Below are 26,026 nucleotides of genomic sequence, written 5' to 3'. Positions count from 1 at the left end.
CTCCGCAACTTCGACGGCGAGAGCGTGGCCGTGGCCTCACTCGCCCCCCATTCCTGACACTCCGGACGAGAGACAGAGGAACGCAGTGAGATCGAAGCGGATACCCAAGCTGGTCGCGGGCTCGCTCGCGGCCAGTCTGATGCTTCTCGGCGGGCCGGTGCTCCGGGCCGCGGCGGCCGAGGCCGCCCCCAATGTGGCGGCGGGGAAGACGGCCTCGGCCAGCGCCTCCAGCGGCGGCAGCACGGCCGGAAACCTCAACGACGGTGACCAGTCCACGTACTGGGAGGGCAACGGCAGCGCCCTCCCGCAGTGGGCGCAGGTCGACCTCGGGCGCAGCAGAACCATTGACCAGGTGACTCTTAAGGTCCCGGCCGGCTGGTCGAGTCGCACCCAGACGCTCGCCGTGCAGGGCAGCGCGGACGGCACGAGCTACGAGACGATCGTCAGTTCCGCCAAGTACGTCTTCGCTCCCAGCTCCGGCAACGCCGTGAAGATCACGTTCCCGGCGGCCAACACCCGTTTCGTCCGCGTCGCCGTCACGGCGAACACCGCCAAGCCGGCCGCTCAGATCTCCGAACTGCAGGTCTCGGAGGCGGCGGCCTCGACCGTCAACCTCGCCATCTCCAAGACCACCACGGCGAGCAGCTCCAACTCCCCCTACGTGGCGGGCAACGCCAACGACAGCAACCAGGCCAGCTACTGGGAGAGCAACAACAACGCCTTCCCGCAGTGGATCCAGGCCGACCTGGGCGCCACCGTCGGCGTGAACCAGCTGGTGCTGAAGCTGCCGGCCGGGTGGGAGACCAGGACCCAGACGCTGTCGGTCCAGGGCAGCACCAACGGCTCGTCCTTCACCGACATCGCCGCGTCCAAGGGCTATGTCTTCAATCCGTCCGCCGGTAACACCGTGACGGTCGACTTCAACACGATCAACACCCGGTACGTACGGCTGAACATCACCGCCAACACCGCCTGGCCCGCGGCCCAGCTGTCCGAGTTCGAGCTGTACGGACCGACGACGGGTGACACGCAGGCGCCGACCGCGCCGACGGGCCTGGCCTACACACAGCCGGCGTCCGGCCAGATCAAGCTGACCTGGAACGCCTCGACGGACAACGTCGGCGTCACCGGCTACGACGTGTACGCCAACAACGTGCTGCGCACCAGCGTGGCCGGAAACGTACTCACCTACACCGACAGCCAGCCCGACTCCGCGACCGTGGCCTACTACGTCAAGGCCAAGGACGCGGCCGGCAACGAGTCCGGCAACAGCAACACCGTCACCCGCACGGGGACCGGTGGCGGCGGCTCGAACCTGGCGGTCGGCAAGGACATCACCGCCTCGTCCACCATCCAGAACTTCGTCGCCACGAACGCGAACGACAACAACGTGGCGACCTACTGGGAGGCGAACGGCGGCAGCTACCCGAACACGCTGACCGTCGCACTGGGCTCCAACGCCGACGTCAACTCGGTCGTGGTGAAGCTCAACCCTGACGGCGCCTGGTCGACGCGCACCCAGACCATCCAGGTCCTCGGACGTGAGCAGAGCTCCTCGACCTTCACCAGCCTGACCTCACCGACCGTCTACACGTTCAACCCGGCCTCGGGCAACACGGTGACGATCCCGGTCGGCGGACGGGTCGCGGACGTCCAGCTCAAGATCACATCCAACTCCGGCGCGGGCGGCGGCCAGGTCGCCGAGTTCCAGGTGATCGGCACACCGGCTCCCAACCCGGACCTGACCGTGTCGGCACTCACCGCCTCGCCCGCCTCGCCGGTCGAGACGGACCCGATCACACTGTCCGCGACGGTCAAGAACATCGGCCCCGCGGCCGCCGGCGCGACCAACGTCAACCTCTACCTCGGCACCACGCTCGCCGGTACCGCGCCGGTGGCCGCACTCGCGGCCGGGGCGTCCGCCACCGTCTCCGCCAACATCGGCGTACGCAACGCGGGCTCCTACCCGCTGAGCGCCAAGGTCGACGAGGCCAACACGGTCATCGAGCAGAACGAGGCGAACAACAGCTTCAGCAGCCCGAGCCCGCTGGTCGTCACCCCGGTGGCCAGCTCCGACCTGATCGCGTCGCCCGTCAGCTGGACCCCGGGCAACCCGGCGGCCGGCAACACGGTGACCTTCTCCGTGGCCATCAAGAACCAGGGCACCGTGGCCTCCGCGAGCGGCGCCCACGGCATCACCCTGACGGTCACCGACACCACGTCCGGATCCGTCGTCAAGACGCTGACCGGGGCGTACAACGGGGCGATCGCGGCCGGCGCCACGGCGAGCCCGGTCAACCTGGGCACGTGGACGGCCGGCAACGGCAAGTACAGCGTCAAAACCGTCCTGGCCAACGACGCCAACGAGCTGCCGGTCAAGCAGGCCAACAACACCAGCACCCAGTCGCTGTTCGTCGGACGCGGCGCCAACATGCCGTACGACATGTACGAGGCCGAGGACGGCGTCCTCGGTGGCGGCGCGGCAGTCGTCGGACCGAACCGGACCGTCGGCGACGTGGCCGGCGAGGCATCCGGCCGCAAGGCCGTCACCCTGAACTCGACCGGCTCATCCGTCGAGTTCACCACCAAGGCCAGCACCAACACCCTGGTCACCCGCTTCTCCATCCCGGACGCCGCGGGCGGCGACGGCATCAACTCCACCCTGGACATCTACGTCAACGGCAGCTTCCTCAAGGCCATCGACCTGACGTCCAAGTACGCCTGGCTGTACGGCAACGAGACAGGTCCCGGCAACTCGCCCGGCGCCGGCGGCCCGCGGCACATCTACGACGAGGCCAACATCATGCTCGGGACGACCGTCCCGGCCGGAGCGAAGATCAAGCTCCAGAAGGATGCCGCCAACACCAGCACCTACGCGATCGACTTCATCAACCTCGAGCAGGCCACCGCTATCGCCAACCCGGACCCCGCCAAGTACACGGTGCCGGCGGGCGTCACGCATCAGGACGTCCAGAACGCGCTCGACAAGGTCCGGATGGACACCACGGGCACCCTGGTCGGCGTCTACCTGCCCCCGGGCGAGTACCAGACGGCCAGCAAGTTCCAGGTGTACGGCAAGGCTGTGAAGGTGGTCGGCGCCGGTCCCTGGTTCACCCGGTTCAACGCGCCCTCGACCCAGGCCAACACCGACATCGGTTTCCGGGCGGAGGCCTCCGCGAACGGCTCCTCGTTCTCGGGCTTCGCCTACTTCGGGAACTACACGTCGCGGATCGACGGCCCGGGCAAGGTGTTCGACTTCTCCAACGTCGCCAACATCTCCATCGACAACGTCTGGAACGAGCACACGGTGTGCCTGTACTGGGGCGCCAACACCGACAACATCTCCATCACGAACAGCCGTATCCGTGACACGTTCGCCGACGGCATCAACATGACGAACGGCAGCACGGACAACCACCTCAACAACATCGAGGCCAGGTCGACGGGCGACGACAGCTTCGCGCTCTTCTCCGCCATCGACGCCGGCGGGGCGGACGAGAAGAACAACGTCTTCGAGAACCTGACGTCGATCCTGACCTGGCGCGCCGCCGGTGTCGCGGTCTACGGCGGCTTCGCCAACACCTTCAGGAACATCTATATCGCCGACACCCTGGTCTACTCGGGCATCACGATCAGCTCGCTGGACTTCGGCTACCCGATGAACGGCTTCGGCACCGACCCGACCAACCTGCAGAACATCTCGATCGTGCGGGCCGGCGGGCACTTCTGGGGCAGTCAGGTCTTCCCGGCCATCTGGGTCTTCTCGGCCTCGAAGATCTTCCAGGGCATCCGCGTCAGTGATGTGGACATCGTGGATCCGACCTACAGCGGCATCATGTTCCAGACGAACTATGTCGGCGGACAGCCGCAGTTCCCGGTGAAGGACACCATCTTCACCAACATCTCCATCACCGGCGCCCATAAGAGCGGCGACGCCTTCGACGCCAAGTCCGGCTACGGCATCTGGGCCAATGAACTGCCCGAGCCCGGCCAGGGCCCGGCCGTCGGCACCGTCACCTTCAACAACCTTCGGATGAGCGACAACTTCCAGAACATCAAGAACACCACCTCGACCTTCACCATCGTCCAGAACCCGTAAGGAGCAGAGAGCCAGTCAGCTGGACGCGAGTGCCGCCGGGAGACCTGACCGCTCCCGGCGGCACTCGTGTGTGCGGGTGGGGATGTTGCGGCGATCCGGCCCCGGAGCTGCGGACTCCGGGGTGACAATGCTGTGATCCACTCTCGAAGGAGCTGACCATGTCGTACCCGGAGCCCCGCTACCTCGGGGACAAGGGTGAGATCAACGCGGTGTTCCGGCCCTCGGACACCGAGGCGGAACTGACCTCCGCCTCGGGGAACCGCACCCACTACCTCGCGACGCACGCCACCACGGGGGGTGAGTTCGGGCTCTACAAGGTGGACATGGGCCCGAAGTCGCCCGGCCCGAAGACTCACTTCCACAAGTCGATCTCGGAGTCCTTCTTCGTGCTCTCCGGCGAAGTGGGCCTGTACAACGGCGAGAAATGGATCACGGCCGGCGCCGGTGACTTCCTGTACGTCCCGGTCGGCGGGCTGCACGCGTTCAAGAACGACTCCGACGAGCCCTCGTCCATGCTGCTGCTCTTCTCCCCCGGCGCTCCACGCGAGGAGTACTTCGAGCGGGTCGCGGAGATGGCGCAGCGCGGCGGCCAGGAGTTCGCGGACTTCCTGGTCCGGCACGACAGTTTCTTCGTCGACGAGGAGGAGCCCACCCGCTAGGGACTGTCCGGCCCTTCGGTGGGATCAGAGCGATTCGAGGCGCCGTTCCGCCGAGTCGCGGGCCGTGTCCCTGCGGTCGTAGACCTCGCAGACGGGGTGCCGGTCCGGCGTCATGGAGTGGTCCACCTCCCAGAGGCTGATCTCCTCGCCGCCCGGGAGCAGGAACGCGTGCTCGTACAGGGTCCAGCCGGCGCAGCGCTCTTCGATCATCCTGCTGTTGTTGCCCGCGAACGCTATGTCGTGGCCGACGGCGGAGAGCACCCGCAGGCGGACCGTTTCGCCGGGGAGGTCGGGGTTGACCGCCCGGCGCAGCAGCCGCACCGCGTGGTCGGCGGAGTCGGCCGCCTCGTACCTCCGCCGGCGGCGTGTGGCGGAGGGCGTGAAGTGCAGGTCGAACCGGCTCTCCGGCGGGTCCCCGAGAGCACGGCTGTGCTCCAGGTCGCCGAACCGGATGTCCACCGCCAGCTCGGCCGAGAGCAGTGCCGGCTCGTCCGCGAACACCTCGTGGACCAGGTGTTCGCGGGGGCCGGTGTCGTGCTCCAGCTCCCAGAGGACCGGCGTCGTGCCGTCCGGCAGCAGGAAGACATGCCGCAGGGTGCGGCGGCTGAGCAGCCGGCCGGGCTCCCTGCTGCAGCGGTTCGAGACCAGCTCGGTGCGGTGCACGATGGCGGTGCGCAGCCGTGCGAGCAGTGCCGCGGTGACCGGTGCCGGCCGGCCCGCGCGGGCCAGTAACCCGTCGAGGTGGTCGGACGGGGTCCGGTCGTTGAAGTCGTCTCGCGGCATGGTGGGTTCCGGGTAGGTCATGTGGCCCTCTTGATGATCACGTCCCTGCCGTTCAGGCGCTCAGAGTAGTGGTCCATACACACTCTGTGCCAGTGGTTGTGCGATGTTCGTACCCACTCCGGAGAAGGTCGCGGTCAGGGCGCGCGGTGCCCACCGCATGACGCCGGGTCAGCGCCCCTCGTTACTGGGCCGATCGTGGGCCGACGCAGGCGGGCGGGTGTTTCTCCCCGCCGTTGCGGTTAGGCCGACCAGCGAAAGGTTAAAGCGTATTAAATTACTCATAACGTGACCGTTCCGGCGTGACGCGATCCGCACGGAACGGCCGGGAGAAGGAGCGTCATGACGCAAGGGGCGGGCGGACAGATCACGGACCTTCACGAAACGACGGAGCACGGTGACATCGCCGGTGACGACGTGGCCGCGAACGGTGCCCGCCGACGGCGTCTGCTGCCGTGGAAGCACAAGCGGGATCTGACGCCCGCCCAGCTGCGCCGGAGACAGGCCGTCACCCGGGGCAGCCTCGCCGTCGGGCTGGTGTGTGTCGGCACGGTGGGCTGGTCGGTGGGGCAGGCCCTCACCTACCCGGGCAAGGACAGCGTGATGGCGCGGCTCGCCGAATGGAGCCGCGACCACCGGATGGGCGTGGTGGTCGACAAGCTGGAGGACCTCCAGTACCAGCTCGACCCGCCGGAGGTCGGCGGCACGCTGCCGCCCGACGCGCTGGCCCGTATGAAGGCGACCACTCCCGCGACCGCCCATCAACCAGGGCTGCCGCTGCGCGAGCCGATGGAGCCCGTCGTCAGCCCCGGGCTGCCGGGCGAGGGCGTCTGGCGCGCGGTGGCCAGCTCCCACGGGCTGCCGATCGTGCAGGCGACGTATGTCCGCCCCGACGACGCACACACCTCGTACCAGGCGGCGATCGCCTGGATCAGCGCGAAGCACGCGCGCTTCCAGCTCCACCCGGGCTTCCGCGAGCCGGGCGGGACCTTCTCCGTTCCGCCGACCATTCCCCCTGGCCAGCGCACCGGACTCGTCGCGACCTGGAACGGTGGTTTCCGGGTCACCGACGGCGGGTCGAACGGCGGCTTCTACCTCAACGGCCGGACCGCCGGCGAACTGCGGGACGGCGCCGCCTCCGAGGTCTTCTACCGCGACGGCTCCATCAGGATCGGTGTGTGGGGCCGCGACGTCTCCATGACTCCGGATGTCGTCGGCGTCCGGCAGTGCCTGGAGCTGATGGTCGACAGCGGCCAGGTCGTACCGGACATCGGCAACGACTCCAAGTGGGGCGTCACCGACCAGAGCAGGATGTACGTGGAGCGGTCCGGTGTGGGGGTCACCTCCTCGGGCGACATCATCATGGTCGTCGGACAGGCGCTGACCGCCCGCACGCTGGCGGATCTGATGCAGCGGGCCGGCGCGGTCCGTGCCATGCCGCTGGACATGAACCGCGCCTGGCCCTCCTTCATGGCCTACAACGGCAGCCGCAACCCGGCCAACCCCACCCCCACCAATCTCCTCGACTTCGAGAACCCGGCGGACCGCTACTACGTCAAGGCGACGCGCGACTTCGTGGCCGTCTACGGCAGGTAACTCACGCCGTCCCGCGCGCCCCGCGTCACCGGGCTGCCGGTGCCTCCTCGTCCCCGCCGGCCGGCAGCCCGCCGGCGCGGATGACCTCGGCATACCATCGCGCGCTGTCCTTCAGGGTGCGCTGCTGGCTGGCGAAGTCGACGTGAACCATGCCGAAACGCTTGCTGTATCCGTACGCCCATTCGAAGTTGTCCAGCAGCGACCAGAGGAAGAAGCCGCGGATGTCCGCGCCTTCGGCGATGGCCCGGTGGACAGCGGCGAGGTGGGCACGCAGGTAGGAGATGCGCTCCGGGTCGTGGACGTCGCCCGACGGGTCCCGGTAGTCGTCGTACGCGGCGCCGTTCTCCGTGATGAGGATGGGCACGTCGGGCAGTTCGGCGCGCAGCCGCGTGAGGATCTCGTGCAGCCCGCCCGCGTCCACCGGCCAGTCCATCGCGGTGCGCGGGCCGGGAGCGGCCACGAACCGGGCGTGCTTCTCGGCCCCCGGCCAGGCCGACGGGATGGCGCTGGTGCCGACGGCGACGACGGTGGGGGTGTAGTAGTTCAGGCCGAGCGAGTCGAGCGGCCGGGAGATCGCGGCGAGGTCACCGTCGCGGACGAAGTGCCAGTCGGTGAGCGCGGCCGTGTCGTCGAGCAGGTCCTGGGGGTAGCTGCCGTGGAACACCGGGTCGAGGAAGACCCGGTTGGCGAGCGCGTCGATACGGCGCGCCGCGTCCAGGTCGGCCGCCGACCGGGTCAGCGGCCGGACCGCGGCGAGGTTGAGCGTGAGGGAGACCTCCGCCGTCGACGGCAGCAGGTCCCGCAGCACTCCGACGGCCCGGCCGTGCGCGAGGTTCAGGTGGTGCGCGGCGCGCAGCGCGGCGGTGGGCTCGGCGCGGCCGGGCGCGTGCACGCCCTCCGCGTACCCCAGGAAGGCGCTGCACCAGGGCTCGTTGAGGGTCGTCCAGGTCGGTACCCGGTCGCCGAGGGCGCCGGCGACGATCGCCGTGTAGTCGGCGAACCGCTCGGCGGTCTCGCGGACCGGCCAGCCGCCCGCGTCCTCCAGTTCCTGCGGCAGGTCCCAGTGGTAGAGCGTCAGGACGGGTCGGATGCCCTTGCCCAGCAGCTCGTCGACGAGGGAGCGGTAGAAGTCCAGGCCCTTCTGCAGGGCGGGGCCGCGCCCGGTGGGCTGGACGCGCGGCCAGGACACCGACAGCCGGTAGTCGGTCAGGCCGAGGCCGGACATCAGGGCGACGTCCTCCGGCATCCGGTGGAAGTGGTCGGCGGCGATGTCACCGGTGTCGCCGTTGCGGACCTTGCCGGGGGTGTGGCTGAAGGTGTCCCAGATGGACGGGGTACGGCCGTCCTCCCGAGCCGCGCCTTCGATCTGGTAGGCGGCGGTGGCCGCGCCCCATCGGAAACCCGGAGGGAAGGTGAGGGCGGTGGCGGCTTCCGGGCGCGCGTCGATGGCGGTCATCAGGAAAGACTCCCAACACGGTCGTAAGGATTCGGGGTGGTGGCACGGAGCGGAGGGCGGGGCGGCGGGCGGCTCACCCCTTGACGGCGCCGTGCATGATGCCGCCGACGATCTGCCGTCCCAGCAGCCCGAAGACCAGCAGTACGGGGAGGGTGCCGAGCAGCGTGCCGGCCATGATCACCGACTGGTCGTGCACATAGCCGCCGCCCAGCTGGCGCAGCGCGACCTGCACGGTGGGTTCCTGGGAGGTGAGGGCGATGACCGGCCAGAAGAACTCGTTCCAGGAGGCCATGAAGGTCAGCATGCCGAGCACCGCCATCCCGGGCCGGGCGATGGGCACGACGATGCTCCAGAAGATCCGCGCGGTGGACGCGCCGTCCACCCGGCCGGCCTCGATGAGCTCGTCCGGCAGCGCCTGCACCAGGTACTGCCGCATGAAGAACACCCCGAAGGCCGAGACGAGGCCGGGCAGGATCACCGCCTGCAGCTGGTTGATCCAGTGCAACTTGGCGATCAGCATGAACAGCGGGATGACGCCCAGCTGCGGCGGGATCATCATCGTGCCGACGGTGATGGCGAGCAGTGGGTTGCGGCCCCGGAAGCGCAGCTTGGCGAAGGCGAAACCGGCGAGCGTGGAGCACAGCACGGTCCCGATGGTCACCGAGCCGGACACGATGAAGGAGTTGAGCAGCGCCTTGCCGATGTCCGCCTGGTCCAGCACCTGCTGGAAGTTGTGCATGAGGTTCGGCCCCGGCAGCAACGAGGGCGGGCTCTGGGCCAGTTCGGCGTTGGAGCGGGTCGCCGCGACGATGGTCCAGTAGAACGGGAAGGCCGACAGCAGGGCGGCGACGATGAGGATCGCGTAGGCGAGCCGGCCCGCGTGGTGCTGGCGGCCGGCGCCGGTGGACCGGTGGCGCCGTGCGTGTCCGCGCCGTCCGGCGGCCGGGCGGTCCTTGTCGTCCTCGGGGCCCGGTCGGCGCGCGGGTGCGGCGAGTGAGGTCATCGGACGGCCTCCTTACGGGTGCGCCGGCGGGCCACGGCGGCGTTGACGCTGACCAGCAGCACGATGAGGACGAACATGATCCAGGCGATGGCGGCGGCGCGGCCGAGGTGGAAGTAGCCCCAGCCCTGCTCGTACATGTAGAGGCCGAGCGTCTGGTACTGGTGCGAGATGCCGCCGGAGATGCTGCCCTCGAACAGCAGCGGCTCGCCGAACAGCTGCGTCGCGCCGATCGTCGAGACGACGACGGTGAACAGGATGGTCGGACGCAGGCCGGGCAACGTCACATGCAGGAACTGCCGCCAGCGCGACGCCCCGTCGATCTGCGCGGCCTCGTACAGCTCACCGGGGATGGACTGCATGCCCGCGAGATAGATGAGCGCGTTGTAGCCGGTCCAGCGCCAGGTGACGATGGTGGACACGGCGATCTGCGAGGCCACCGTGCCGGACTGCCAGTCGACCGGGGAGAGGCCGACCAGCCCGAGAACCCAGTTGATCAGGCCGAAGTCACGGCCGAAGAGCTGGGCGAAGACCAGGGTCGCCGCCGCGACGGAGGTCGCGTACGGCAGCAGCACCGCGACCCGCAGGAACGTCCTGCCGCGCAGCTTGTAGTTGAGGAGATGGGCCAGCCCGAGGGCCATCAGCAGCTGGGGCACGGTGGAGAGGACGCCGATGCTGAAGGTGTTGCGCAGCGCGGTCCAGAAGTAGCTGTCGCTCAGCAGCGCGGTGTAGTTGTCGAGGCCGCGCCACTCCATCTGGTCCGGGGTCTGCAGCTCGACCCGGTACAGCGAGACATACGCGGTGTAGATCAGCGGGAAGAGCCCGAAGGCGGCGAAGAGGGTGAAGAACGGGGCTATGTAGACATACGGCGACACCCGGCGCAGCAGCCGGGTGCGACGCTCGGCGCGGGGCCGTGGCGGGGGTGCCGTCCGGGCGGGCGGCGTATCGACGGACACGGTCATGTGCCAGGCCTTCGGATCGGGGAACGGTGCTGTCGTACGGGAGCGAGCGGGTGACGGCGACGGGGCGGTGGTGGTGCGCCGGGTCCGGGCGCGGGCGTGGGGAGGTGGATGCGTCCGGACCCGGCACGTCAGGCCGTCCGGGTCAGCCGAGGGCGTTCTTCACGCCCTTCTGCGCGTGGCTCCAGGCCTCGTCGGACGAGGTGCCCTTGCGCTCGACCTCACCCAGGGCGTTGGTGATCTGGGTGTTCACATCGTTGTCGCGCAGCCCCGGCACCTGCACCGGCGCCTGCTCGGCGGCCGCGCCGAAGACCGTGCCGATGGACGCGTTGCTGAAGTAGGGGTCCTTCACGTCCTTCACCAGGTCGATCGCACCGAGGTTGGAGGGGAAGCTGCCCTGCTTGGTGAAGAGCTTCGCCTGCTGCTCCTTGGCGGTGATCCACTTGATGAAGTCGAAGGCCTCCTTGGTGTGCTTGGCACCCTTGGGGATCGACAGGTACGAGCCGCCCCAGTTGCCCGCGCCGCCCGGCAGGGCCGCGACGTCCCACTTGCCCTTGCCCGCGTCGGCGGCCTGGCCCTTGATGTAGCCCAGCATCCAGGCGGGGCAGGCGATGGTGGCGAAGGAGCCGCTGCTGAAGGCCTGGTTCCACTCGGGGGCCCACTGGGCGAGCTTGGCGCTCAGACCGTCCTGCGCGGCCTTGACCGAGGCGTTCCAGGCCGTCTTCACGGCGGGGTTGGAGTCGTAGATCAGCTTGCCGGACGCGTCGTAGTAGCGCTCCTTCTGCTGTCCGACCATCACCGAGTAGAGGCTGGCGATGCTGTCCATCCAGTGGCTCTTGGCCGGTGCCTTGGCGGCGTACTGCTTGCCCAGCGCGAGATAGCCGTCCCAGGTCGCCCACTGCTTGGCGAGCTCGGCCCGGTCGGTGGGCAGCCCGGCCGCCTTGAACAGGTCGGAGCGGTAGCAGATCGCCTCGGGTCCGGTGTCGGTACCGAGGCCCAGCACCCGCCCGTCGGGCGCGGTCGCGGCCGACCACTTGGACTGCGAGAACTGAGCCTGCAGGTCCTTGGCGCCGAGAGCGCTCAGGTCCTCGAACTTGTCGGCCTGCTGCTGGGTCACCGAGGCGATCCTGCCGACCTCGACCCCCTGCACGTCGGCGAGGCCGCCACCGCCGGCGAGACGGGTCTGCAGCGCCTTCCAGTAGTCGGCCTCGTTCTCGGTGTCGCTCTCCTTGATCGTCACATTCGGGTGGAGCTTCTGGTACTCCGCGTAGAGGCCGGCCTCCTTGTAACCGAAGGTGCCGAAGAGATCGACGGTGAGCGTGACCTTGCCCCCGTCGGCACTGTCCGCGGAACTGCTCCCCGAGGAGCTGGATCCACAGGCGGCGAGCAGTGCCCCGGCCAGTGCGACCGCCCCGAATCGAATGGCGACGTGTCTGGCGGCTCGGGCAACGGGCATGGAAGCCTCCCATGGCTTCAGGACGGACGTGATGTCTTGAGAGCGCTCTCAAGCAATGGCCAGGAGAGTGCCCGGACATCGGGTCGGCGTCAAGTGTTGAAGCGGAAATGGCTCGCGGAGGCGAGGAGGGAATTCTTGACGGCCGTCAGCGCGGCCGGTCCGCATCGCCTGCCCGGGGTGCTCCGACGGGGTGGTCGGCAAGCGCCGGCGCGGCGTCGGCCCGTTCACGCTCAACAAGCCCACCTCGCCCGACGTGGTGGCGTGCGCCGGGGCGCCGGCCGCGGGCAGTGACACCGAGAAGCAGCTCGGCGCGGAGTTCTGCGCGGCGCTGAACCGTGGCGTCGCACTGGACGCCACCACCTGGTACACCCCGTCCGCCTACTACACCGGCGCCGTCAAGAACGACTACGCCGCCTTCTTCCACACCGTCGGCATCAACAAGCGGGCCTACGGGTTCCCGTACGACGACATCAACGACCAGTCGTCGGTCCAGACCCTCAACAACGCGAACCCGCCGACCGCCCTGACGCTCGGCATCGGCTGGTGATCCACCCCCGGCGGTGCCGGGCATGCCTCGAAGCCTGCCCGGCACCGCCGGTCGGACGTCGCCGGTCGGACGGCTCCGGTCGAACGGCTCCGGTCAGGCGCCGTCGCTCTGGGTGGGGGTGGCGGCAGGGCGCTGGGGGGCGTCGTGTGTGTCAGGGGCGGCGGGCTGCCGGGGCTCGGACTCCGGCGCGGCGGCGCGGGTGACCTCGGCGCGGGTGACTTCCGCGCGGGTGACCTCGGCGCGCAGCATGGCGTTCAGGGCCACGAAAGGGTCGATGGGCATGGGGGTCCTCCGGGACGAGAAGTGGGGGTGTGCCTGCGGAACGGAACGGGGCCGGGAAGGCCCCTGGACCGGTCAGCAGCGCAGAACCACACAGCTCAGCCCCAGGAGGCCGGCTCCCGGCCGTCCGTCGCCCGGCACGGGGTCGCGGTGCGACGGCGCGGCCAGGGCCGGACGGACACCGCCGCGGGTCGCGTCGCGCACCGCACGCGACGACTCGGCGGCCCGCTGGGCCCGGGCCGCCCGTACGGCGGTGGCGGCCTCGTCCGGGTGCTCGTCGCCCGCGGTGGACAGCGGCTCGGAGACCGCCGTCCTGGACTGCGCTCCCCGGTCGGCCATCAGCTCCGGTGACAGCGCCCCGCCCACCAGCAGGACCAGCGCGAGGAGGGCCAGCAGGGCGTCCAGGGCAGCGTCGCGCCCGCTGCGGCGCTGAGCGCGGCGGCACGGGAAGACGGCACCCATGGATCAGACCTCCTGGACACGGGTCCTATCCGCATTCGGTCCGTCGATCACCGGGAAGCGGTCTGCGTCCCCCGCTTGGCCTGCGGTTTCATTCGAATCGGTGAGCCATGGCACACACCGGGTGACGGGCCCGTGCCGCTGCGGATACCCACGCGGAACGCTCCACGTGGGATGCTGGTAGGAGACGGCCGCCATTTCAGGCCGCGATCGCCACCGTCTGGTCCGTTCCGGGTGGCCCCGTTTTGCGAAACCCGACGAAGGTGCCATGACCACGCTGTTCTCCAATCCTGATCCCTCCATGCCGGTCGCGGCCCACACCTCGCCCATCCCGTCGACCGACCCCTTCCAGCAGGCCGACCTGGGTGACGAGCCCGACGACCTGGACGAGGACGAGGAAGAGGCCGCTCCCCCGGCGCCGCCGGCCCAGGCGCGGCCCCGACGCACACCGAGGGCTGCCGCCAGGCGGTAGTCCGCTCGCATCACCGCTGGTCCGCCGGCCGCTCGGAGCGGGACACCGGTAGGCACGGTGTCCGGCGCGCCCGCAGAACCTACGGACTGTCAGACCCACACGGCAGACTGTGCACATGGACGCCGAAGACGACGAACTCGCCATCCTGCAAGCCCTGCACGCGCACGCCCGTGCCCAGGACGAGGATCCGGGCCTGGTCGAGGACCTGATCGCCCTCGTACGGGGTTTCGGCTCGCTCGATGCCGCCGCCGAGGCGTCGGAACAGGCCGAGCGCCGTACGGACACCCAGGCCCGGGAGCTGTCCGCGACGATCGACCTGTGGTGCAACCTGCCCGACGCCGACCGCAGCAGGCACCGATAGCGGTGTGACCCGACGGGCCTCCGACCGGGCCCGCTCGGGACATGCGTCGGCCCCGCACCCGGGGGGGGTGAGTGCGGGGCCGACGGAGCCGGGGCAGCGCCCTCACAAACGCTGCCCGGCGGGGGCACGCCCGGGAACCAGTCGGGCGGTGCTGGTCTGCGCGCGGCCCGGCCGGTGGCTACGGCGGACGGGGGACGGCTGCCGAGATTCCGGTACGGGCCGCGCAGTTCCATGGTGGGGCCGGGGCGCCTCCTGCCCCACCCGCACTCTCCCCCTGACTGCTGCCCGCCCGACCCCTGATCATTCCCGTGGAGCGGCGGGGTCTCTGGCGTGTCCCGATCCTGATCGAAACTTCAGTCATCACGTCAGTCATGGTCTTCGGGTCGCCCATCCCAAGGCCGTTCGAGGCAGGCTCCCGAGCGCCACCCGGACCGCTCCGGCAAGCGAGAATACCGAGGCCCGCGGCACGGGCGGTCCGTACGGGCCGACCGGAGGTCGCTGAAGTTTCGGTCAGGAAAGAGGGCAGGTCACGGGCCTGGACCGGTTGGGTCGGCCTGTGGCTGACCGTCGAACAGCAATCCTGGAAGCCGCCACGCGCGTCATCGCGCGGCGTGGCATGCGCGGCCTGCGCGTGGAAGAACTCGCGGCCGAAGCGGGGGGGGTCGACCTCGCTGATCTACTACCACTTCACCGACCGCGCCGGAGTCCTCCGCCGGACGCTGGAGTTCATCAGCGAGCGCGCCGAGCGGTACACCACCGACCGGGCGGCCGACGCCCAACCCCTCGATCCGCGCGCGGAGTTGCGGCAGACCCTACTGCTGGAATTCCAGGACACCACCGCCGTACGGGAGAACAGCACCGCCTGGGGTGAGTTGCGGGCCAGCGCCGTCTTCGACCCCGAGCTGCGCGAGGACCTGGCCAGGGCCACGCTGGAGTGGGTGCAGGAGATCGCCGAGCTGCTCGGCCGCGCCCGCCCCCTCCGGCACCGCGACCGGCTACGCCGCGTCCGCCGAGCGGCTGACCGCACTCCTGGAAGGCCTCAGTGTCCGCTGGCTGAGCGGCTCGCTCCCGCTGGCACACGCACGCGAGCTCATGGCGTCCGCCATCGACGCGGAACTGCGCGATTGACGCGCATGAGCGGCGCTGACGGCCGGCCGCCGCGCGTCAGCCGCCGGGTACGAAACGGGCCGCGCCCGCCAGCACCCGGACCCTGGGCCGTGGCCGAAAGGGTCAGGAACGGGCAACCCGGTTCAGGTCGCGCTGCGTTCGCTCGCTTCCCTGATCTCCCGCCCGGTGAGGCGGTCGGCCGCGTTCCCCGCCGGACCGGTCGTCGCTTCCCCCCGGCGGCCGGCACGCAGCAGGTCCCGCCACTGCTCACTGCTCAGACTGCCCGGTTCTGTGGTCGCGATGAAGTTCTCGACGAGCGCCAGGAAGCGGATGGGATCGGTGTGGAAGGGGAAGTGGCCCGCCCCTTCGAATACCTCCAGCCGGCTGCCCGGCATCGCGCTGTGCGCGTCATGGGCGTGCCGTACCGGCAGCACGCTGTCCCGCGATCCCCACAGCAGCATGGTGGGCATGCCCCGCACCAGATAACAGCGGTCGAGCATGGTGACCACCTGGCCCCGCCAGTCGACCACCGCCCGCAGGGTCCTGATGAAGGCACTGCGGGAGGTCGCGTCGGGAAGGGCGTCGACCAGGTTGAGCAGATCGGGCGCGTCCTGGCCCAGATCGGTGTCCAGGAACTTCATCAACTGGACGAAGGCGCGGGTCTGCAGGCCCATGGTGGGCAGTTTGAGCAGCGAGAGCATCAGGTCCGCCCCCGGCAGCGAGACCGCGCGCAGCACGGGGTTGACCTCCCTGCCCACTCCACCGGTGCTGACCAGCACCAGCCGTTCCGTGCGCTCGGGGAACTGGTACGCGAACTGCATCGCCACACCGCCGCCGAGGGAGTGGCCGATCAGGGTGGCCCGTTCGATGCCGAGGACACCCAGCAGATCGCGCATGCCGTTCGCGTACGCGGCCACCGAGTAGTCGGCGCGGGGCTTGTCCGAGGCGCCGTGGCCGAGCAGATCCGGGGCGATGACGGTGTTGTGGCGAGCCAGCCCGGGGATGAGGTCCGCCCAGGTGGCGGAGGAGTCGCCGATGCCGTGGATGAGCAGGATGGCCGGGCCCTCCCCGGCGATCCGGTAAGCCCTGCGGTAGCCGTGCACGACATGGTGGCGCAGTTCGACGTCCGGGAGGGACACCGGGCGGAGCCGGTCCTCACGGTGACTCGCCCTGAAGGTTCCGCTCATGGGCCCGCCTCCCTGTTCACCGTGCCGATGTGCGTGCCGACCGGGCGTACCGCACCTGCACCGAGCGTAGGAACGCCCGCCGCGCGCGGGGTTTCCGGAAGGTTTCCCCGCCGCAACAACGCCCGCTCCCCCGGAGATTCTCGTGGGAGAGCGGATCACCCGGCGGCGGCCCGTTCGACGAGTTGCAGTGCGAGCGGGTCGGCGGCGTAGACGATCCGCACGACCCCGTCGGCGTGCCGGTCCGCGCTCGCCGCGACGCCGAAGACGTCGCGGAGCACCGCCGGGGTGAGCACGTCCAGCACCGGGCCGGCCGCGACCACGGCGCCCTGCTGGAGGACGACGAGGTGGTCGCAGAGCCGGACGGCGAGATCCAGGTCGTGCAGGACGGCCAGCGTGGTGGTGCCGATGGCGCGGATCAGGAAGAGCAGTTCGAAGCGCGCGCGGATGTCGAGATGGTTGGTGAGCTCGTCGAGGACGAGCAGGTGCGGGCGCTGGGCCAGCGCGCGGGCCAGCAGCACCCGTTGCCGTTCGCCGCCGGAGAGCGAGGCGAAGTCACGGTCGGCCAGCGGTCGGGCGCCGCACTCGTCCAGCGCCCGGTCGACCGCCTCGTGGTCCTCGGGGCCGTCCCGGCCGAGCAGTCCGTGGTGCGGTGTGCGGCCCAGCGCCACGATCTCCCGGACGCACAGCCCCGTCGCATGGCCGACGTCCTGGAGGACCGCGGCGGTGCGGCGGGCGGCGGCGCGGGCGGGGATCGTCCAGATGTCGTCCCCGTCGACCCGTACCGCCCCGCCCTCCGGCCGCAGCGAGCGGTAGACGGCGCGCAGCAGCGTGGACTTGCCGCTGCCGTTGGGCCCGACGAGTCCGACGATCTCGCCCGGGCCCACCTCCAGGCACACGTCCCGGAGGATGGGCCGGCGGTCCAGGGTGATGTCGAGCTGGTCGACGCTGAGTCTCATACGGAATCCAAGCTCTTGTTCCGCCGCAGCAGCCATAGGAAGAACGGTGCGCCGAAGAGGGCGGTGAGGATGCCGAGCGGCAGTTCGTTGGGCCGGTCCAGGGTGCGGGACAGGAGATCGACGACGACGAGGTAGATCGCACCGGTCACCGCGGCGAGCGGGAGCAGCCTGCGGTGATCGGCGCCGACGGCGAGCCGCACCAGGTGCGGGATCATCAGGCCGACGAAGCCGATGCCGCCCGCGACCGCGATGATGGTGCCGGTCAGCAGGGAGGACAGCACCAGCAGCGCGGCCCGCAGCCGGTGCACCTCCACCCCGAGCGCCGTCGCGGACTCGTCCCCGGCCAGCAGCGCGTTCAGCTGCCGCCCGTACAGCGCGAGGACCACGGTCGTTCCGAGCACCGCGCCGCTCACCAGCGGCAGTTGGCCCCACTGCGCCCCGGCGACGCTGCCGAGCATCCAGAACATCACCGAGCGCAGCTCGTTGGGGGTGGCCCGCAGCTGCAGATAACTGGTGGCCGCGAGGAACAGATAGCCGATGGCGACACCGGACAGGACCAGCCGGGTGGGCGCCAGCCGGCCGCCGCGCTGTCCGAGGAGGAAGACGAGCGCGACGGCCGCCACGGCCCCGGCGAACGCCGCCGAGGAGACGCCGAGGCCGCCGAGGGCGCCGGTGGTCAGTGTCATGACCAGCACCGCGCCGAGCGACGCCCCGGAGGAGACCCCCAGGACATAGGGGTCGGCCAGTGGGTTGGCGACGACCGCCTGCAGCACGACTCCGGCGACGGCGAGGCCGCCGCCCGCGAGCGCGGCGAGGACCACCCGGGGGATGCGGAAGTTCCAGACGATCTGGTCCTGGACGGGATCGCCGGCGTAGCTGCCGCCGCCCAGGTGGGCGAGGACGATGTGCCAGATGTCCCCGAGCGGCACGTTCACGGCTCCGATGCCCACGGCCACCATCATCACCAGGACCAGCAGCGCGAGGAGGACGGGCAGGAGCACCAGGACGGACAGCGGGGATCGGGGGCTGAGCGCGCGTGGGGTCATCTGCGGCGCGTCAGAGGGCGTCGGGGTGCAGCATCCGGGCGATGCGCTCGACGGCGATGTCGTTGCTCGGTCCGAGATAGATGGAGTCGGACAGGACGGTGAATCTCTTGTCCCGGGCGGCGTTCCACTGCGGGAACTGCGCGAAGAGCTTGCGCGCGTAGGCGTCCGGATCCGGGTCGTGATAGCTGACGACGACGAGCGCGTCCACCTGCGCGGCGGCGACCTTCTCCTTGCTGAGGTCGGCGAAGGAGTTGCTGGTGACGGAGGCGAACGCGTTGGATCCCGCGGCCTTGGCGAGGATGTCGTTCCAGATGCCGACGCCCGCGATCGAGCTGAACTCGTTCGCGCCCATCGACATGTTGGAGAAGATCACCATCACCTTCGACGGCTGCGCGGTGCCGGCCGACGCCTTGAGCTTGGTGGTGACCTTCGCGCTGATGGCGGCGATGCGCGCGCGGGAGTCCGCGATCAGCTTCTCGGCTCGGGCGCTGACGCCGAAGATCGTGCCGAGGTCGCGCAGCATCGAGTAGCTGTCGTCGATGGACGGCGGGCCCTTGACGGAGCTGGCGTCGTCGCAGCCCTTGACCGGCATGTAGGTGTGCGCGCCGATCGACGCGAGGTCCTTGCGGGTGGCGTAGCCGTTCTTGGGGTCGAAGCCGAACCCGGTGGTGGACAGCACGAAGTCCGGGCGGAGGTTGAGCATCGCCTCGCGCGGGATGTCCTGGATGTCGTTGAGCTTCACTCCCCCGGTGGGCAGCTTCGCGATCGCCTGGACACGCCCAGGCACCTCCGACATGCCGTAGGACTGGGCGTTGGCGACGATGCGGTCACCGAGCCCGAGGGCGAGCATCGAGGACACCTCGGCGACGGACGCGCCGTTCATGACGACGACCCGGCTCGGCGCCTTGGTGTACGTGGTGGTCTGCCCGCAGTCGGTGACGGTCACCGGATAGCCGGGCCCCGGTGGTTCCGCTTTCCCCGCGCTCGCCGCCGTCCCTGACGAGGTGCCACAGGCGGCGGTGGCCAGACAGAGTGCTCCGACCGCGAATGCGGCGGTTGGCCGTTTCCATGACATGCGGGCTCCTCAGGGTGGTGCGGACTCCGCTTCAGTAGTCGGAGCGGAGTCCGCCCGGGTTCCCGGATGCCGTGCATCAGATCTTCCGGATCAGCGGCGGGTCTGGCGCGGGATACGGTTCCGCCACTGAACGGGCGGCGGCAGCGCGCCCGTGGCGACGCAGCGCTCCAGGTAGCGGAAGACCAGCGCCCGGTCGACGGGCGGGCAGGAGATCCCGCTGCCGTCGAGCCCGCTCAGCAGGTTGTCGGCGACGACCCGGCCCAGCCCCAACTCGGGTTCCGCGCTCTCGGCCACCGTGTCGTCGTCACCGTTCCAGGAGTCGAAGAACGCCAGGGTCGTGGTCGCCACGTCGGCGGCGCGGGGCAGTTCCGCCCGCCACCTCGCCAGGGGCATGCGCTCCACCGGATAGCCGAACTCCCGTGTCCAGGAGTAGATGTCGGCCAGCCGGACGGTCGGCACCGGGGCGTAGTTGTACACCGGCCGCTCGGCCGGAGCGGCCGCCTTCACCGCGGAGGACAGCCGGACGACGGCCCGGGCCACGTAGTCGACCGGCGTCCACACCTCGGCCTCGAACAGGTCGGGCACGATGCCGGCCGGGATGCCGGCGCGCAGCACGCTCCACAGGAAGTCGCGCTCGTTGACGTAGCCGGAGCCGGCCGCGCCGACGACCCGGCCGAGCCGGTGCACCGTGACGGGCAGCCCGCGTTCCGCGGCCTGTTCCACCAGCCGCTCCGAGGCCCACTTGGACTGCTGATAGCCGTGGACGAGGCCCGGGTGCGGGGGCAGGAACGTCTCCGCGACCTCGGGGCTCGCTCCGGCGGGCGGTGCGACGGACAGGGTGGAGACGAGATGGAACGGTGTCGAACGGGCCGCGGCCATCCGCAACAGCTGCCGGGTGGACTCCACATTGGGTCCACGCAGGCTGGCGTACTCGCGCATGATGCTGACGGTCGCCGCGTTGTGGTAGATCGCGTCGCAGCCGGCCGCCAGCTCCGCGAAACGTGCCTCGGTGAGCCCGAGCAGCGGCCGGGCGAGATCGCCCGGCTCGGCGATGACGCGGCGCTCGGATCCGGGCGGCAGGGTCAGTTCCTGCTCCTCGAGGGCCCGGCGGATCCGGTCCTCGGCCGCCGCCCGGTCCTCGGCCCGCACCAGGCAGACGACGTCCGCCTCGGTGGCCGTCAGCAGTTCGGTGAGCAGCTGGGCCCCCACGAAGCCGGTCGCCCCGGTGAGCAGCACCCGGCGCGGCGGCGCTACGGCCACGGCGGCGGGCCCTGCGGCGGACTCTGGGGTGGGCTCGTCGACGGGACGGACGGTGATGTCGTCGTCGAGGACGGAGTCGGCGAGGACGGCGTCCGGTAGCGATCCGCTCGACACGGTTTCGGTTCCGGTCGGGCCGCGCTGATCGTCCAGATGACGGGCGAGTTCGGCGGCCGTGGGGTACGTGAAGAGCCAGGCGACGCGTACATCGGTCTCCAGCTCCACACCGAGCCGGTTGGCGACCTGGATCGCCTGCAGGGACTGGGCGCCGAGGTCGAAGAAGTCGTCCTGCGGGGAGATGTCCGCGGTGCCCAGGATCCGCGCCCAGGCAGCGATGATGACCTGCTCCGTACGGTTGACGGTCACGTCGCCGACCCCGTCGGGGGCCGGCAGGGCGGGCTCCGCCACAACTGGCGCCGCGAGCGCGTTGCGGTCGATCTTGCCCGCGCCCGTGCGGGGCAGCCGGTCGGTGAAGACGACGGCGGACGGGATCATCGCGGCGGGCAGGGTCGCCCGCAGATGCTCACGCACCTCGGCGGCGGCCGGTGCCGGCGGGTCGGCGACCACATGCGCGACGAGCCGCCGCGTACCGTCCGGCAGCACCTGCCCGACGACTGCCGTCTCCCGTATCCCCTCATGCGTGAGCAGGACGGTCTCGACCTCGGCGGGCTGCACCCGGTGTCCACTGATCTTGAACTCACCGTCGGCCCGCCCCACGAACCGCAGCTGTCCGTCCGCTCCGAGCCGTACGAGGTCGCCCGTCCGGTACGCACGCGGCCGGTCCGGCAGCTCCGGCAGCGGCTGGAACCGGGAGTCGTCGGCGCCCGCACCGCCCCGGTAGCCCCGGGCCAGCGCGTCGCCGACGAGATACAGCTCGCCGGTGTCGGAATCCACGCTGCCGTCGTTCGCGGGCGAGGTGCCGACAACGGCCCTGGTGCCGGCCAGCGGACGTCCGCTCGGGACGTCCCCGCGCGCCAGTTCCGGCGCGTGCAGCTCCGCCACGGTGGCCACGACAGTCGCCTCCGTCGGCCCGTAGGTGTTGAACAGCCGCACCGAGGACCCGACGGCATCCCGCCAGCGGTCCACCCGCTCGGGTAGCACCGCCTCGCCACCGATGATGACGGTCCGCAACCCTGACGGAAGTTCCGCGGCCCCGGTCGAGACCGCGTACGCCAGCTCGTGCCAGTACGCCGTCGGCAGGTCGAGAACGGTGATCCCCAGCCGCTCGCACGACCGCGACAGCACCGGAACGGACTCGGTCATCGCGTCGGTGCGCACCACGAGCGCGGCTCCGGCGCAGAGCGTCAGGAAGATCTCCTCCACGCTCGCGTCGAAGTGCAGCGGCGCGAACTGCAGGACGCGGTCGTCCGCGCCGATCCCGTACCGGTCGGTCGCCCCTGCCACGAAATGGGCCAGCGCGGCGTGGCTGATCTCCACGCCCTTGGGCCGGCCGGTGGAGCCGGAGGTGTGGATGACGTAGGCGAGCCGGTGCGGGTCGGGGTCCGGGTCGGATGCACGAGGCGGTGAATCCGCGATGTCCGCACCGTCCAGCAGCAGTTGCGGCAGGCCGCCGCCCGCGAGCCGGTCGGCGTACCGCGCCGTGGTGAGGACGGCCCGTGCCCCGGACTCGGCGCACAGCGCCTCGATCCGCGCGGCCGGAGCGCCGGGGTCCACCGGGCAGTAGGCGGCGCCCGCGAGGAGGACTCCGAGGATGGCGGTGACCGCCTCGATCCCACGCGGCAGCGCGACGATCACCAGGTCTCCGGGAGCGGTGCCCGCATCGGCGAGCCGGCCGGCCACGCCGTGCGCGGCGGCCAGCAGTCCGGCGTAGCTGAGCGTGGCGCCGTCGAACTCGACGGCGGTCGCGTCCCCGCGGGTGGCGGCGTGCTCGGCGATCAGGTCGAGGACGGGACGCGCGGGGCGGGGCAGCGGCCCTCCGTCCAGGGTCACCGCGGTCCTGGCGGGCCGGGTGGTCCGGCAGGTCCCCAGTTCGCCCAATGGGCGGTCCGGTGCGGCCGTCGCGTCGTTCAGCAGGGCCAGCACCGCGTACTGGTGCCGGGCGAGTTCGGTCTCGCTGTACAGCTCCGGGTGCGCGTCGAAGGCGAACCGCAGACCCGCGCCCTCGGCCCGGTCGTAGACGTTGACGGACAGGTCGTCGACCGGTCCCGCCGACACGTTGTGGACGGTGCTACGGTGCCCCGCGAAACGCAGATCGTACTCGAACGGCATGATGTTGACGCCGGGTCCCGACAAGCGGCGCTTGCCGCCGACCAGCTTGAGTTCCCGGCGCAGGTGCTCGTACCGGTAGCGCTGGTGCGGCAGCCCGGCTCGCAGCTCCGCCGAGACGCGGGTGGCCAGGTCGCGCAGCGTGTCGCCGTCGCCGACCGCGATCCGCAGCGGCAGGACGTTGCGGACCATGCACGGTACGCGCAGCGACACCGAGCCGAGCCGGCCCATCGCGGGCAGGCTCAGCACCACTTCGGGCTCGCCCGACACGTGGCCGAGGTACCCGGCGGTGACCGCGAGCACCACATCGGACCAGGTGACGGAGAGCTCGCGGGCGACCGCGCGCAGCGCTTCGGTCTCCGCAGCGCCGAGGTCGGTCACCCGGCGCCGGAAGGTGCGGGCGGGCAGTGCGGAACGGTCGGCGAGGCTGGGGACCGCCGGGCGGTCCGCGAACCGCCCGGTCCAGTAGGCGCCGTCGGTCTCCCGCCGCTTCGACGCCAGATAGGCCCGGTCCTCCTCGAAGACCGACTCCAGGGTGCCGAAGCCGCTCTCCCCCAGCGGTGTGCCCTGGGCCAGCGCCGTGTAGACGTCCGCGACACGGCGGGCGACGAGCGACAGGCCGAAGCCGTCGAGCGCGATGTGGTGGACGCGGTGGTACCAGAGGAACTCCCCGGGTCCGGTCTGCAGCAGCGCGTGCCCGAAGACGGGGTGGTGGGCGAGATCCACCGGGCGGGCCAGATCGCGCTCCATCCAGGCGGTGGCGGCGGCCCGCGGGTCCGGCTCGGCGGTCAGGTCCGCGGTGTGCAGGCGCCAGTCCACGGCGGGCACCGCGATCTCCCACGGCCGGCCGTCCACCTCGACGAACCGTACGTTCAGCGCCTCGACCTCGCCGACGACATGGTGCAGGGCCTTGTCGAACGCCGCCACGTCCACCGGCCCGTGGATCTGCACGTATTCGGCGGTGTTGTACGCGGGGCTCTCCGCGTCGAGCTGATGGCCGGTCCAGATGCCCTCCTGCGCGGTGAGCAGGGCCCGGCGGCCCCCGGGCGCGGTGCGGTGGTCAGGCGTCGGCACGTTCGCCTCCGGACTGCCGGTCCGACAGCAGCTGCCACCACTGGGCGAACGAGGTGCGTTCCGCCAGTTCGACGAAGCTGACCTCGGACCCGGCCGCGCGCCAGCGCTCGGCAAGGGTGACGATGCGCAGCGAGTCCAGGCCGGCGTAGAGCGGGTTCTCCTCCAGGTCGACCTCGTCGGGCTGCTGGTGGAGGAACTCGGCCAGGTCGGCACGGAAGTCCGCGAGGGTGAGCGGCGTCAGGGGTGTCGGGGACGTTGAGGGCGTCAGGGGCTCAGGCACAGTCATGTGGTCTCTCTCGAAGTCACGCGGGGCGTCGCGGGCGCCGGGTCAGTTGACCTTGCGCCGGGCGTCGCCCCAGAAGCGGTCACGCAGCTCCCGGCGCAGGATCTTGCCGCTCGGATTGCGGGGCACGTGGTCGATGAACTCGTAGGTGGCGGGCAGCTTGAACGCGGCCAGCCGTTCCACCAGGAAGCGGTGCAGATCCCGGGGTTTCGGCGGCTCCTGGCCCGGGACGGGGACGACGAAGGCACGGACGCTCTCGCCCCAGCGCTCGTCCGGCGCCCCGACGATCACCGCTTCCGCGACACTCGGGTGTGCTTCCAGCGCCGACTCGATCTCGGCCGGGTAGACGTTCTCACCCGCCACGATGATGGCGTCCTTGATGCGGTCGCTGATGAAGACATAGCCCTCGTCGTCCAGGTACCCGGCGTCACCGGTGTGCACCCAGCCGTCGACGAGCGTCTCGCGGGTCTTGTCGGGCAGGCCCCAGTACTCCAGCATGCGGGCCGGAGTGGCCAGGCACACCTCGCCGACGGCACCGGGCGGCAGCGGTTCGCCCTTGTCGTCGATCACCTTGCAGCCGATGCCCGGGTAGGGCCGTCCGGCGGCCTTCATCCGTGCCCCGCCCGGCACATGGGCGGCGGGCGGCAGGCACACCGCCGTGTTGCCGGTCTCGGTCAGACCGTAGATCTGGGCGAAGTCGCTGCCGAACATCGCCAGGCTCTCCTCCAGCAGCGCCTCGGAGATCGGCGAACCGCCGTAGACGATCTTCCGCAGAGTGCCGAAGTCCCCGGGTGTCACTCCGGGTTCTGCGAGGATCATGCGCAGCATCGCGGGCACCACGCAGGCGGTGGTGATACCGAGGTCCCGGATGAGGGCGACGGCGTCGGGGGCGGAGAAGGCGCGCATCGCCACCACCGTGACCCCGGCGTTGAAGTTCTGGGTGGCCCACCACAGGCCGCCGACGTGGAAGCCGGGTATACCGACCAGGGCCATGTCACCGGTTCGCCAGTCGATCCAGTCCAGACCCTCGCCGGCCAGCGCGTCCCGGACGGCGAAGAAGCTGCGGTGCGCGAGGACGACTCCCTTGGGCAGTCCGGTGGTTCCGCTGGTGTAGAGCTGGGCGATGGCGTCGTCGGGGCCCGATCCGGGGTTCGGATCGGTGTCGGGCTGCACGTCCTTCCAGGACCGGTATTCCGGCCGGTCACCGTCGGGAGCACCGCCGAGCAGGACCACCGTTCCCGGCGGATCGGTCGGCATCCGGTCGACGACCGGGCCGAACTCACCCTCCAGGAAGAGAAGTTCACTCGCCGAGTCCTGGAGGATATGACTCACCTCGGGAGCGGTGAGCCGCCAGTTGACCGGCACCAGTACCGTCTCGCTCTTGGCACACGCGAAGAGGATCACGTAGTAGTGCTCGGACTCCCGGCCGAGGTAAGCGACCCGCGCGCCCGGCGCCAGGCCCGCGGCCCGGATCGCGTGGGCGACGCGGTTGCTCTCCCGGTGCAGTTCGCCGTAGGTGAGCGTGCGGTCCTCGCAGCGTACGGCCGGGGTCTCCGGCCGCTGGGCGGCGTGGAAGGCGGCGGTCTCCCACAGCGTCCGCAGGAACGGGTAGTACGGGTTCTCGTCGTCCTGCGGACGACCCACGGTGCTCACAGCCACTGTCCTTTCCGGGGCCGCGCGCCGCCGCTGGGC

The 26,026-nt window shown here is 70.6% G+C and carries 20 protein-coding genes and 1 pseudogene; 7 read left to right on the top strand and 14 right to left on the bottom strand.

Annotation, left to right across the window (positions count from 1 at the left end):
- The first annotated feature begins 139 nt into the window (after positions 1-139).
- Positions 140-4,099, top strand: coding sequence for a discoidin domain-containing protein (locus O3W51_RS13940; RefSeq protein ID WP_198357664.1), 3,960 nt, complete (start codon positions 140-142; stop codon positions 4,097-4,099).
- 158 nt (positions 4,100-4,257) lie between these two features.
- Positions 4,258-4,758, top strand: coding sequence for a cupin domain-containing protein (locus O3W51_RS13935; RefSeq protein ID WP_138354236.1), 501 nt, complete (start codon positions 4,258-4,260; stop codon positions 4,756-4,758).
- A 24-nt stretch (positions 4,759-4,782) separates the two neighbouring features.
- On the opposite strand, the gene O3W51_RS13930 is transcribed toward O3W51_RS13935, so the two are convergent.
- On the bottom strand, positions 4,783-5,562 hold the full coding sequence (locus O3W51_RS13930; protein ID WP_138354237.1) for a DUF6227 family protein: 780 nt from the start codon (positions 5,560-5,562) through the stop codon (positions 4,783-4,785).
- A gap of 318 nt (positions 5,563-5,880) precedes the next feature.
- Here O3W51_RS13930 and O3W51_RS13925 point away from each other — a divergent pair, with 318 nt between their 5' ends.
- Entirely contained in the window at positions 5,881-7,134 is a 1,254-nt protein-coding gene (locus tag O3W51_RS13925; RefSeq protein WP_164293459.1) for a phosphodiester glycosidase family protein, read from the top strand.
- 25 nt (positions 7,135-7,159) lie between these two features.
- Here O3W51_RS13925 and O3W51_RS13920 read toward each other — a convergent pair whose 3' ends face one another.
- From O3W51_RS13920 to O3W51_RS13905, 4 genes are all read right to left on the bottom strand, one after another.
- A complete protein-coding gene (locus O3W51_RS13920; RefSeq protein ID WP_269285969.1) occupies positions 7,160-8,590 on the bottom strand; it encodes a GH1 family beta-glucosidase in 1,431 nt (476 codons plus the stop codon).
- Positions 8,591-8,663: 73 nt separating this feature from the next.
- Positions 8,664-9,593: a carbohydrate ABC transporter permease gene (locus tag O3W51_RS13915; RefSeq protein ID WP_138354240.1), complete on the bottom strand. Its 930-nt coding sequence runs from the start codon at positions 9,591-9,593 to the stop codon at positions 8,664-8,666.
- The gene (locus O3W51_RS13910) at positions 9,590-10,552 is read right to left on the bottom strand and encodes a carbohydrate ABC transporter permease (RefSeq protein ID WP_269285967.1); all 963 of its coding nucleotides are present in this window, start codon (positions 10,550-10,552) and stop codon (positions 9,590-9,592) included. Before O3W51_RS13910 ends, O3W51_RS13915 begins: the two co-directional genes overlap by 4 nt.
- A 142-nt stretch (positions 10,553-10,694) precedes the next feature.
- The gene (locus O3W51_RS13905; protein WP_138354242.1) at positions 10,695-12,005 is read right to left on the bottom strand and encodes an ABC transporter substrate-binding protein; all 1,311 of its coding nucleotides are present in this window, start codon (positions 12,003-12,005) and stop codon (positions 10,695-10,697) included.
- Between the two features lie 190 nt (positions 12,006-12,195).
- Between O3W51_RS13905 and O3W51_RS13900 the strand changes: the two genes are divergently transcribed.
- Positions 12,196-12,552 (top strand): beta-1,3-glucanase family protein, encoded by a 357-nt coding sequence (locus O3W51_RS13900; RefSeq protein ID WP_187145130.1) that lies wholly within the window; start codon positions 12,196-12,198, stop codon positions 12,550-12,552.
- Between the two features lie 93 nt (positions 12,553-12,645).
- Here O3W51_RS13900 and O3W51_RS13895 read toward each other — a convergent pair whose 3' ends face one another.
- On the bottom strand, positions 12,646-12,834 hold the full coding sequence (locus tag O3W51_RS13895) for a hypothetical protein (protein WP_198357609.1): 189 nt from the start codon (positions 12,832-12,834) through the stop codon (positions 12,646-12,648).
- Between the two features lie 72 nt (positions 12,835-12,906).
- A complete protein-coding gene (locus O3W51_RS13890) occupies positions 12,907-13,293 on the bottom strand; it encodes a hypothetical protein (RefSeq protein ID WP_138352574.1) in 387 nt (128 codons plus the stop codon).
- 265 nt (positions 13,294-13,558) lie between these two features.
- Between O3W51_RS13890 and O3W51_RS13885 the strand changes: the two genes are divergently transcribed.
- The 3 genes and pseudogenes from O3W51_RS13885 (at position 13,559) to O3W51_RS13875 (ending at position 15,251) form a co-directional block, all read left to right on the top strand.
- A complete protein-coding gene (locus O3W51_RS13885; RefSeq protein WP_138352573.1) occupies positions 13,559-13,762 on the top strand; it encodes a hypothetical protein in 204 nt (67 codons plus the stop codon).
- A 115-nt stretch (positions 13,763-13,877) separates the two neighbouring features.
- Positions 13,878-14,123 carry a hypothetical protein gene (locus O3W51_RS13880; protein WP_138352572.1) on the top strand — a complete coding sequence of 82 codons (246 nt, stop codon included), beginning with the start codon at positions 13,878-13,880 and terminating at the stop codon, positions 14,121-14,123.
- 556 nt (positions 14,124-14,679) lie between these two features.
- A pseudogene (locus O3W51_RS13875) lies at positions 14,680-15,251 on the top strand (TetR/AcrR family transcriptional regulator).
- Between the two features lie 122 nt (positions 15,252-15,373).
- On the opposite strand, the gene O3W51_RS13870 reads toward O3W51_RS13875, so the two are convergent.
- The 7 genes from O3W51_RS13870 to O3W51_RS13840 form a co-directional block, all read right to left on the bottom strand.
- Complete coding sequence (locus O3W51_RS13870; RefSeq protein ID WP_138352571.1) at positions 15,374-16,417, bottom strand: alpha/beta fold hydrolase; 1,044 nt, start codon at positions 16,415-16,417, stop codon at positions 15,374-15,376.
- 155 nt (positions 16,418-16,572) lie between these two features.
- On the bottom strand, positions 16,573-17,373 hold the full coding sequence (locus O3W51_RS13865; RefSeq protein ID WP_138352570.1) for an ABC transporter ATP-binding protein: 801 nt from the start codon (positions 17,371-17,373) through the stop codon (positions 16,573-16,575).
- Positions 17,370-18,335: a FecCD family ABC transporter permease gene (locus tag O3W51_RS13860; protein WP_198357665.1), complete on the bottom strand. Its 966-nt coding sequence runs from the start codon at positions 18,333-18,335 to the stop codon at positions 17,370-17,372. The genes O3W51_RS13865 and O3W51_RS13860 overlap by 4 nt, the downstream gene beginning before the upstream one ends.
- 94 nt (positions 18,336-18,429) lie before the next feature.
- Positions 18,430-19,494 carry an ABC transporter substrate-binding protein gene (locus O3W51_RS13855; protein WP_138352568.1) on the bottom strand — a complete coding sequence of 355 codons (1,065 nt, stop codon included), beginning with the start codon at positions 19,492-19,494 and terminating at the stop codon, positions 18,430-18,432.
- 90 nt (positions 19,495-19,584) lie between these two features.
- Positions 19,585-24,051, bottom strand: coding sequence for an amino acid adenylation domain-containing protein (locus O3W51_RS13850; RefSeq protein ID WP_269285958.1), 4,467 nt, complete (start codon positions 24,049-24,051; stop codon positions 19,585-19,587).
- Entirely contained in the window at positions 24,038-24,337 is a 300-nt protein-coding gene (locus tag O3W51_RS13845) for a phosphopantetheine attachment domain protein (RefSeq protein WP_138352566.1), read from the bottom strand. The genes O3W51_RS13850 and O3W51_RS13845 overlap by 14 nt, the downstream gene beginning before the upstream one ends.
- Positions 24,338-24,379: 42 nt before the next feature.
- Positions 24,380-25,987 carry a long-chain-fatty-acid--CoA ligase gene (locus O3W51_RS13840; RefSeq protein ID WP_244809592.1) on the bottom strand — a complete coding sequence of 536 codons (1,608 nt, stop codon included), beginning with the start codon at positions 25,985-25,987 and terminating at the stop codon, positions 24,380-24,382.
- Positions 25,988-26,026 lie beyond the last annotated feature (39 nt).

It is taken from the genome of Streptomyces sp. H39-C1, from assembly GCF_027158125.1.
GTDB lineage: Bacteria > Actinomycetota > Actinomycetes > Streptomycetales > Streptomycetaceae > Actinacidiphila > Actinacidiphila fildesensis.
Note: the sequence above shows the minus strand (reverse complement) of the source record. Positions and strands in the feature narration are given on the sequence as shown.

What these genes read in the sequence shown, in the direction of transcription:
- O3W51_RS13865 (WP_138352570.1), bottom strand. Translation starts at nt 17,373, where the DNA reads ATGAGACTCAGCGTCGACCAGCTCGACATCACCCTGGACCGCCGGCCC.
- O3W51_RS13905 (WP_138354242.1), bottom strand. Translation starts at nt 12,005, where the DNA reads ATGCCCGTTGCCCGAGCCGCCAGACACGTCGCCATTCGATTCGGGGCG.
- O3W51_RS13885 (WP_138352573.1), top strand. Translation starts at nt 13,559, where the DNA reads ATGACCACGCTGTTCTCCAATCCTGATCCCTCCATGCCGGTCGCGGCC.
- O3W51_RS13935 (WP_138354236.1), top strand. Translation starts at nt 4,258, where the DNA reads ATGTCGTACCCGGAGCCCCGCTACCTCGGGGACAAGGGTGAGATCAAC.
- O3W51_RS13920 (WP_269285969.1), bottom strand. Translation starts at nt 8,590, where the DNA reads ATGACCGCCATCGACGCGCGCCCGGAAGCCGCCACCGCCCTCACCTTC.
- O3W51_RS13915 (WP_138354240.1), bottom strand. Translation starts at nt 9,593, where the DNA reads ATGACCTCACTCGCCGCACCCGCGCGCCGACCGGGCCCCGAGGACGAC.
- O3W51_RS13860 (WP_198357665.1), bottom strand. Translation starts at nt 18,335, where the DNA reads ATGATGGTGGCCGTGGGCATCGGAGCCGTGAACGTGCCGCTCGGGGAC.
- O3W51_RS13910 (WP_269285967.1), bottom strand. Translation starts at nt 10,552, where the DNA reads ATGACCGTGTCCGTCGATACGCCGCCCGCCCGGACGGCACCCCCGCCA.
- O3W51_RS13870 (WP_138352571.1), bottom strand. Translation starts at nt 16,417, where the DNA reads ATGAGCGGAACCTTCAGGGCGAGTCACCGTGAGGACCGGCTCCGCCCG.
- O3W51_RS13930 (WP_138354237.1), bottom strand. Translation starts at nt 5,562, where the DNA reads ATGACCTACCCGGAACCCACCATGCCGCGAGACGACTTCAACGACCGG.
- O3W51_RS13855 (WP_138352568.1), bottom strand. Translation starts at nt 19,494, where the DNA reads ATGTCATGGAAACGGCCAACCGCCGCATTCGCGGTCGGAGCACTCTGT.
- O3W51_RS13895 (WP_198357609.1), bottom strand. Translation starts at nt 12,834, where the DNA reads ATGCCCATCGACCCTTTCGTGGCCCTGAACGCCATGCTGCGCGCCGAG.
- O3W51_RS13925 (WP_164293459.1), top strand. Translation starts at nt 5,881, where the DNA reads ATGACGCAAGGGGCGGGCGGACAGATCACGGACCTTCACGAAACGACG.
- O3W51_RS13890 (WP_138352574.1), bottom strand. Translation starts at nt 13,293, where the DNA reads ATGGGTGCCGTCTTCCCGTGCCGCCGCGCTCAGCGCCGCAGCGGGCGC.
- O3W51_RS13845 (WP_138352566.1), bottom strand. Translation starts at nt 24,337, where the DNA reads ATGACTGTGCCTGAGCCCCTGACGCCCTCAACGTCCCCGACACCCCTG.
- O3W51_RS13940 (WP_198357664.1), top strand. Translation starts at nt 140, where the DNA reads ATGCTTCTCGGCGGGCCGGTGCTCCGGGCCGCGGCGGCCGAGGCCGCC.
- O3W51_RS13880 (WP_138352572.1), top strand. Translation starts at nt 13,878, where the DNA reads ATGGACGCCGAAGACGACGAACTCGCCATCCTGCAAGCCCTGCACGCG.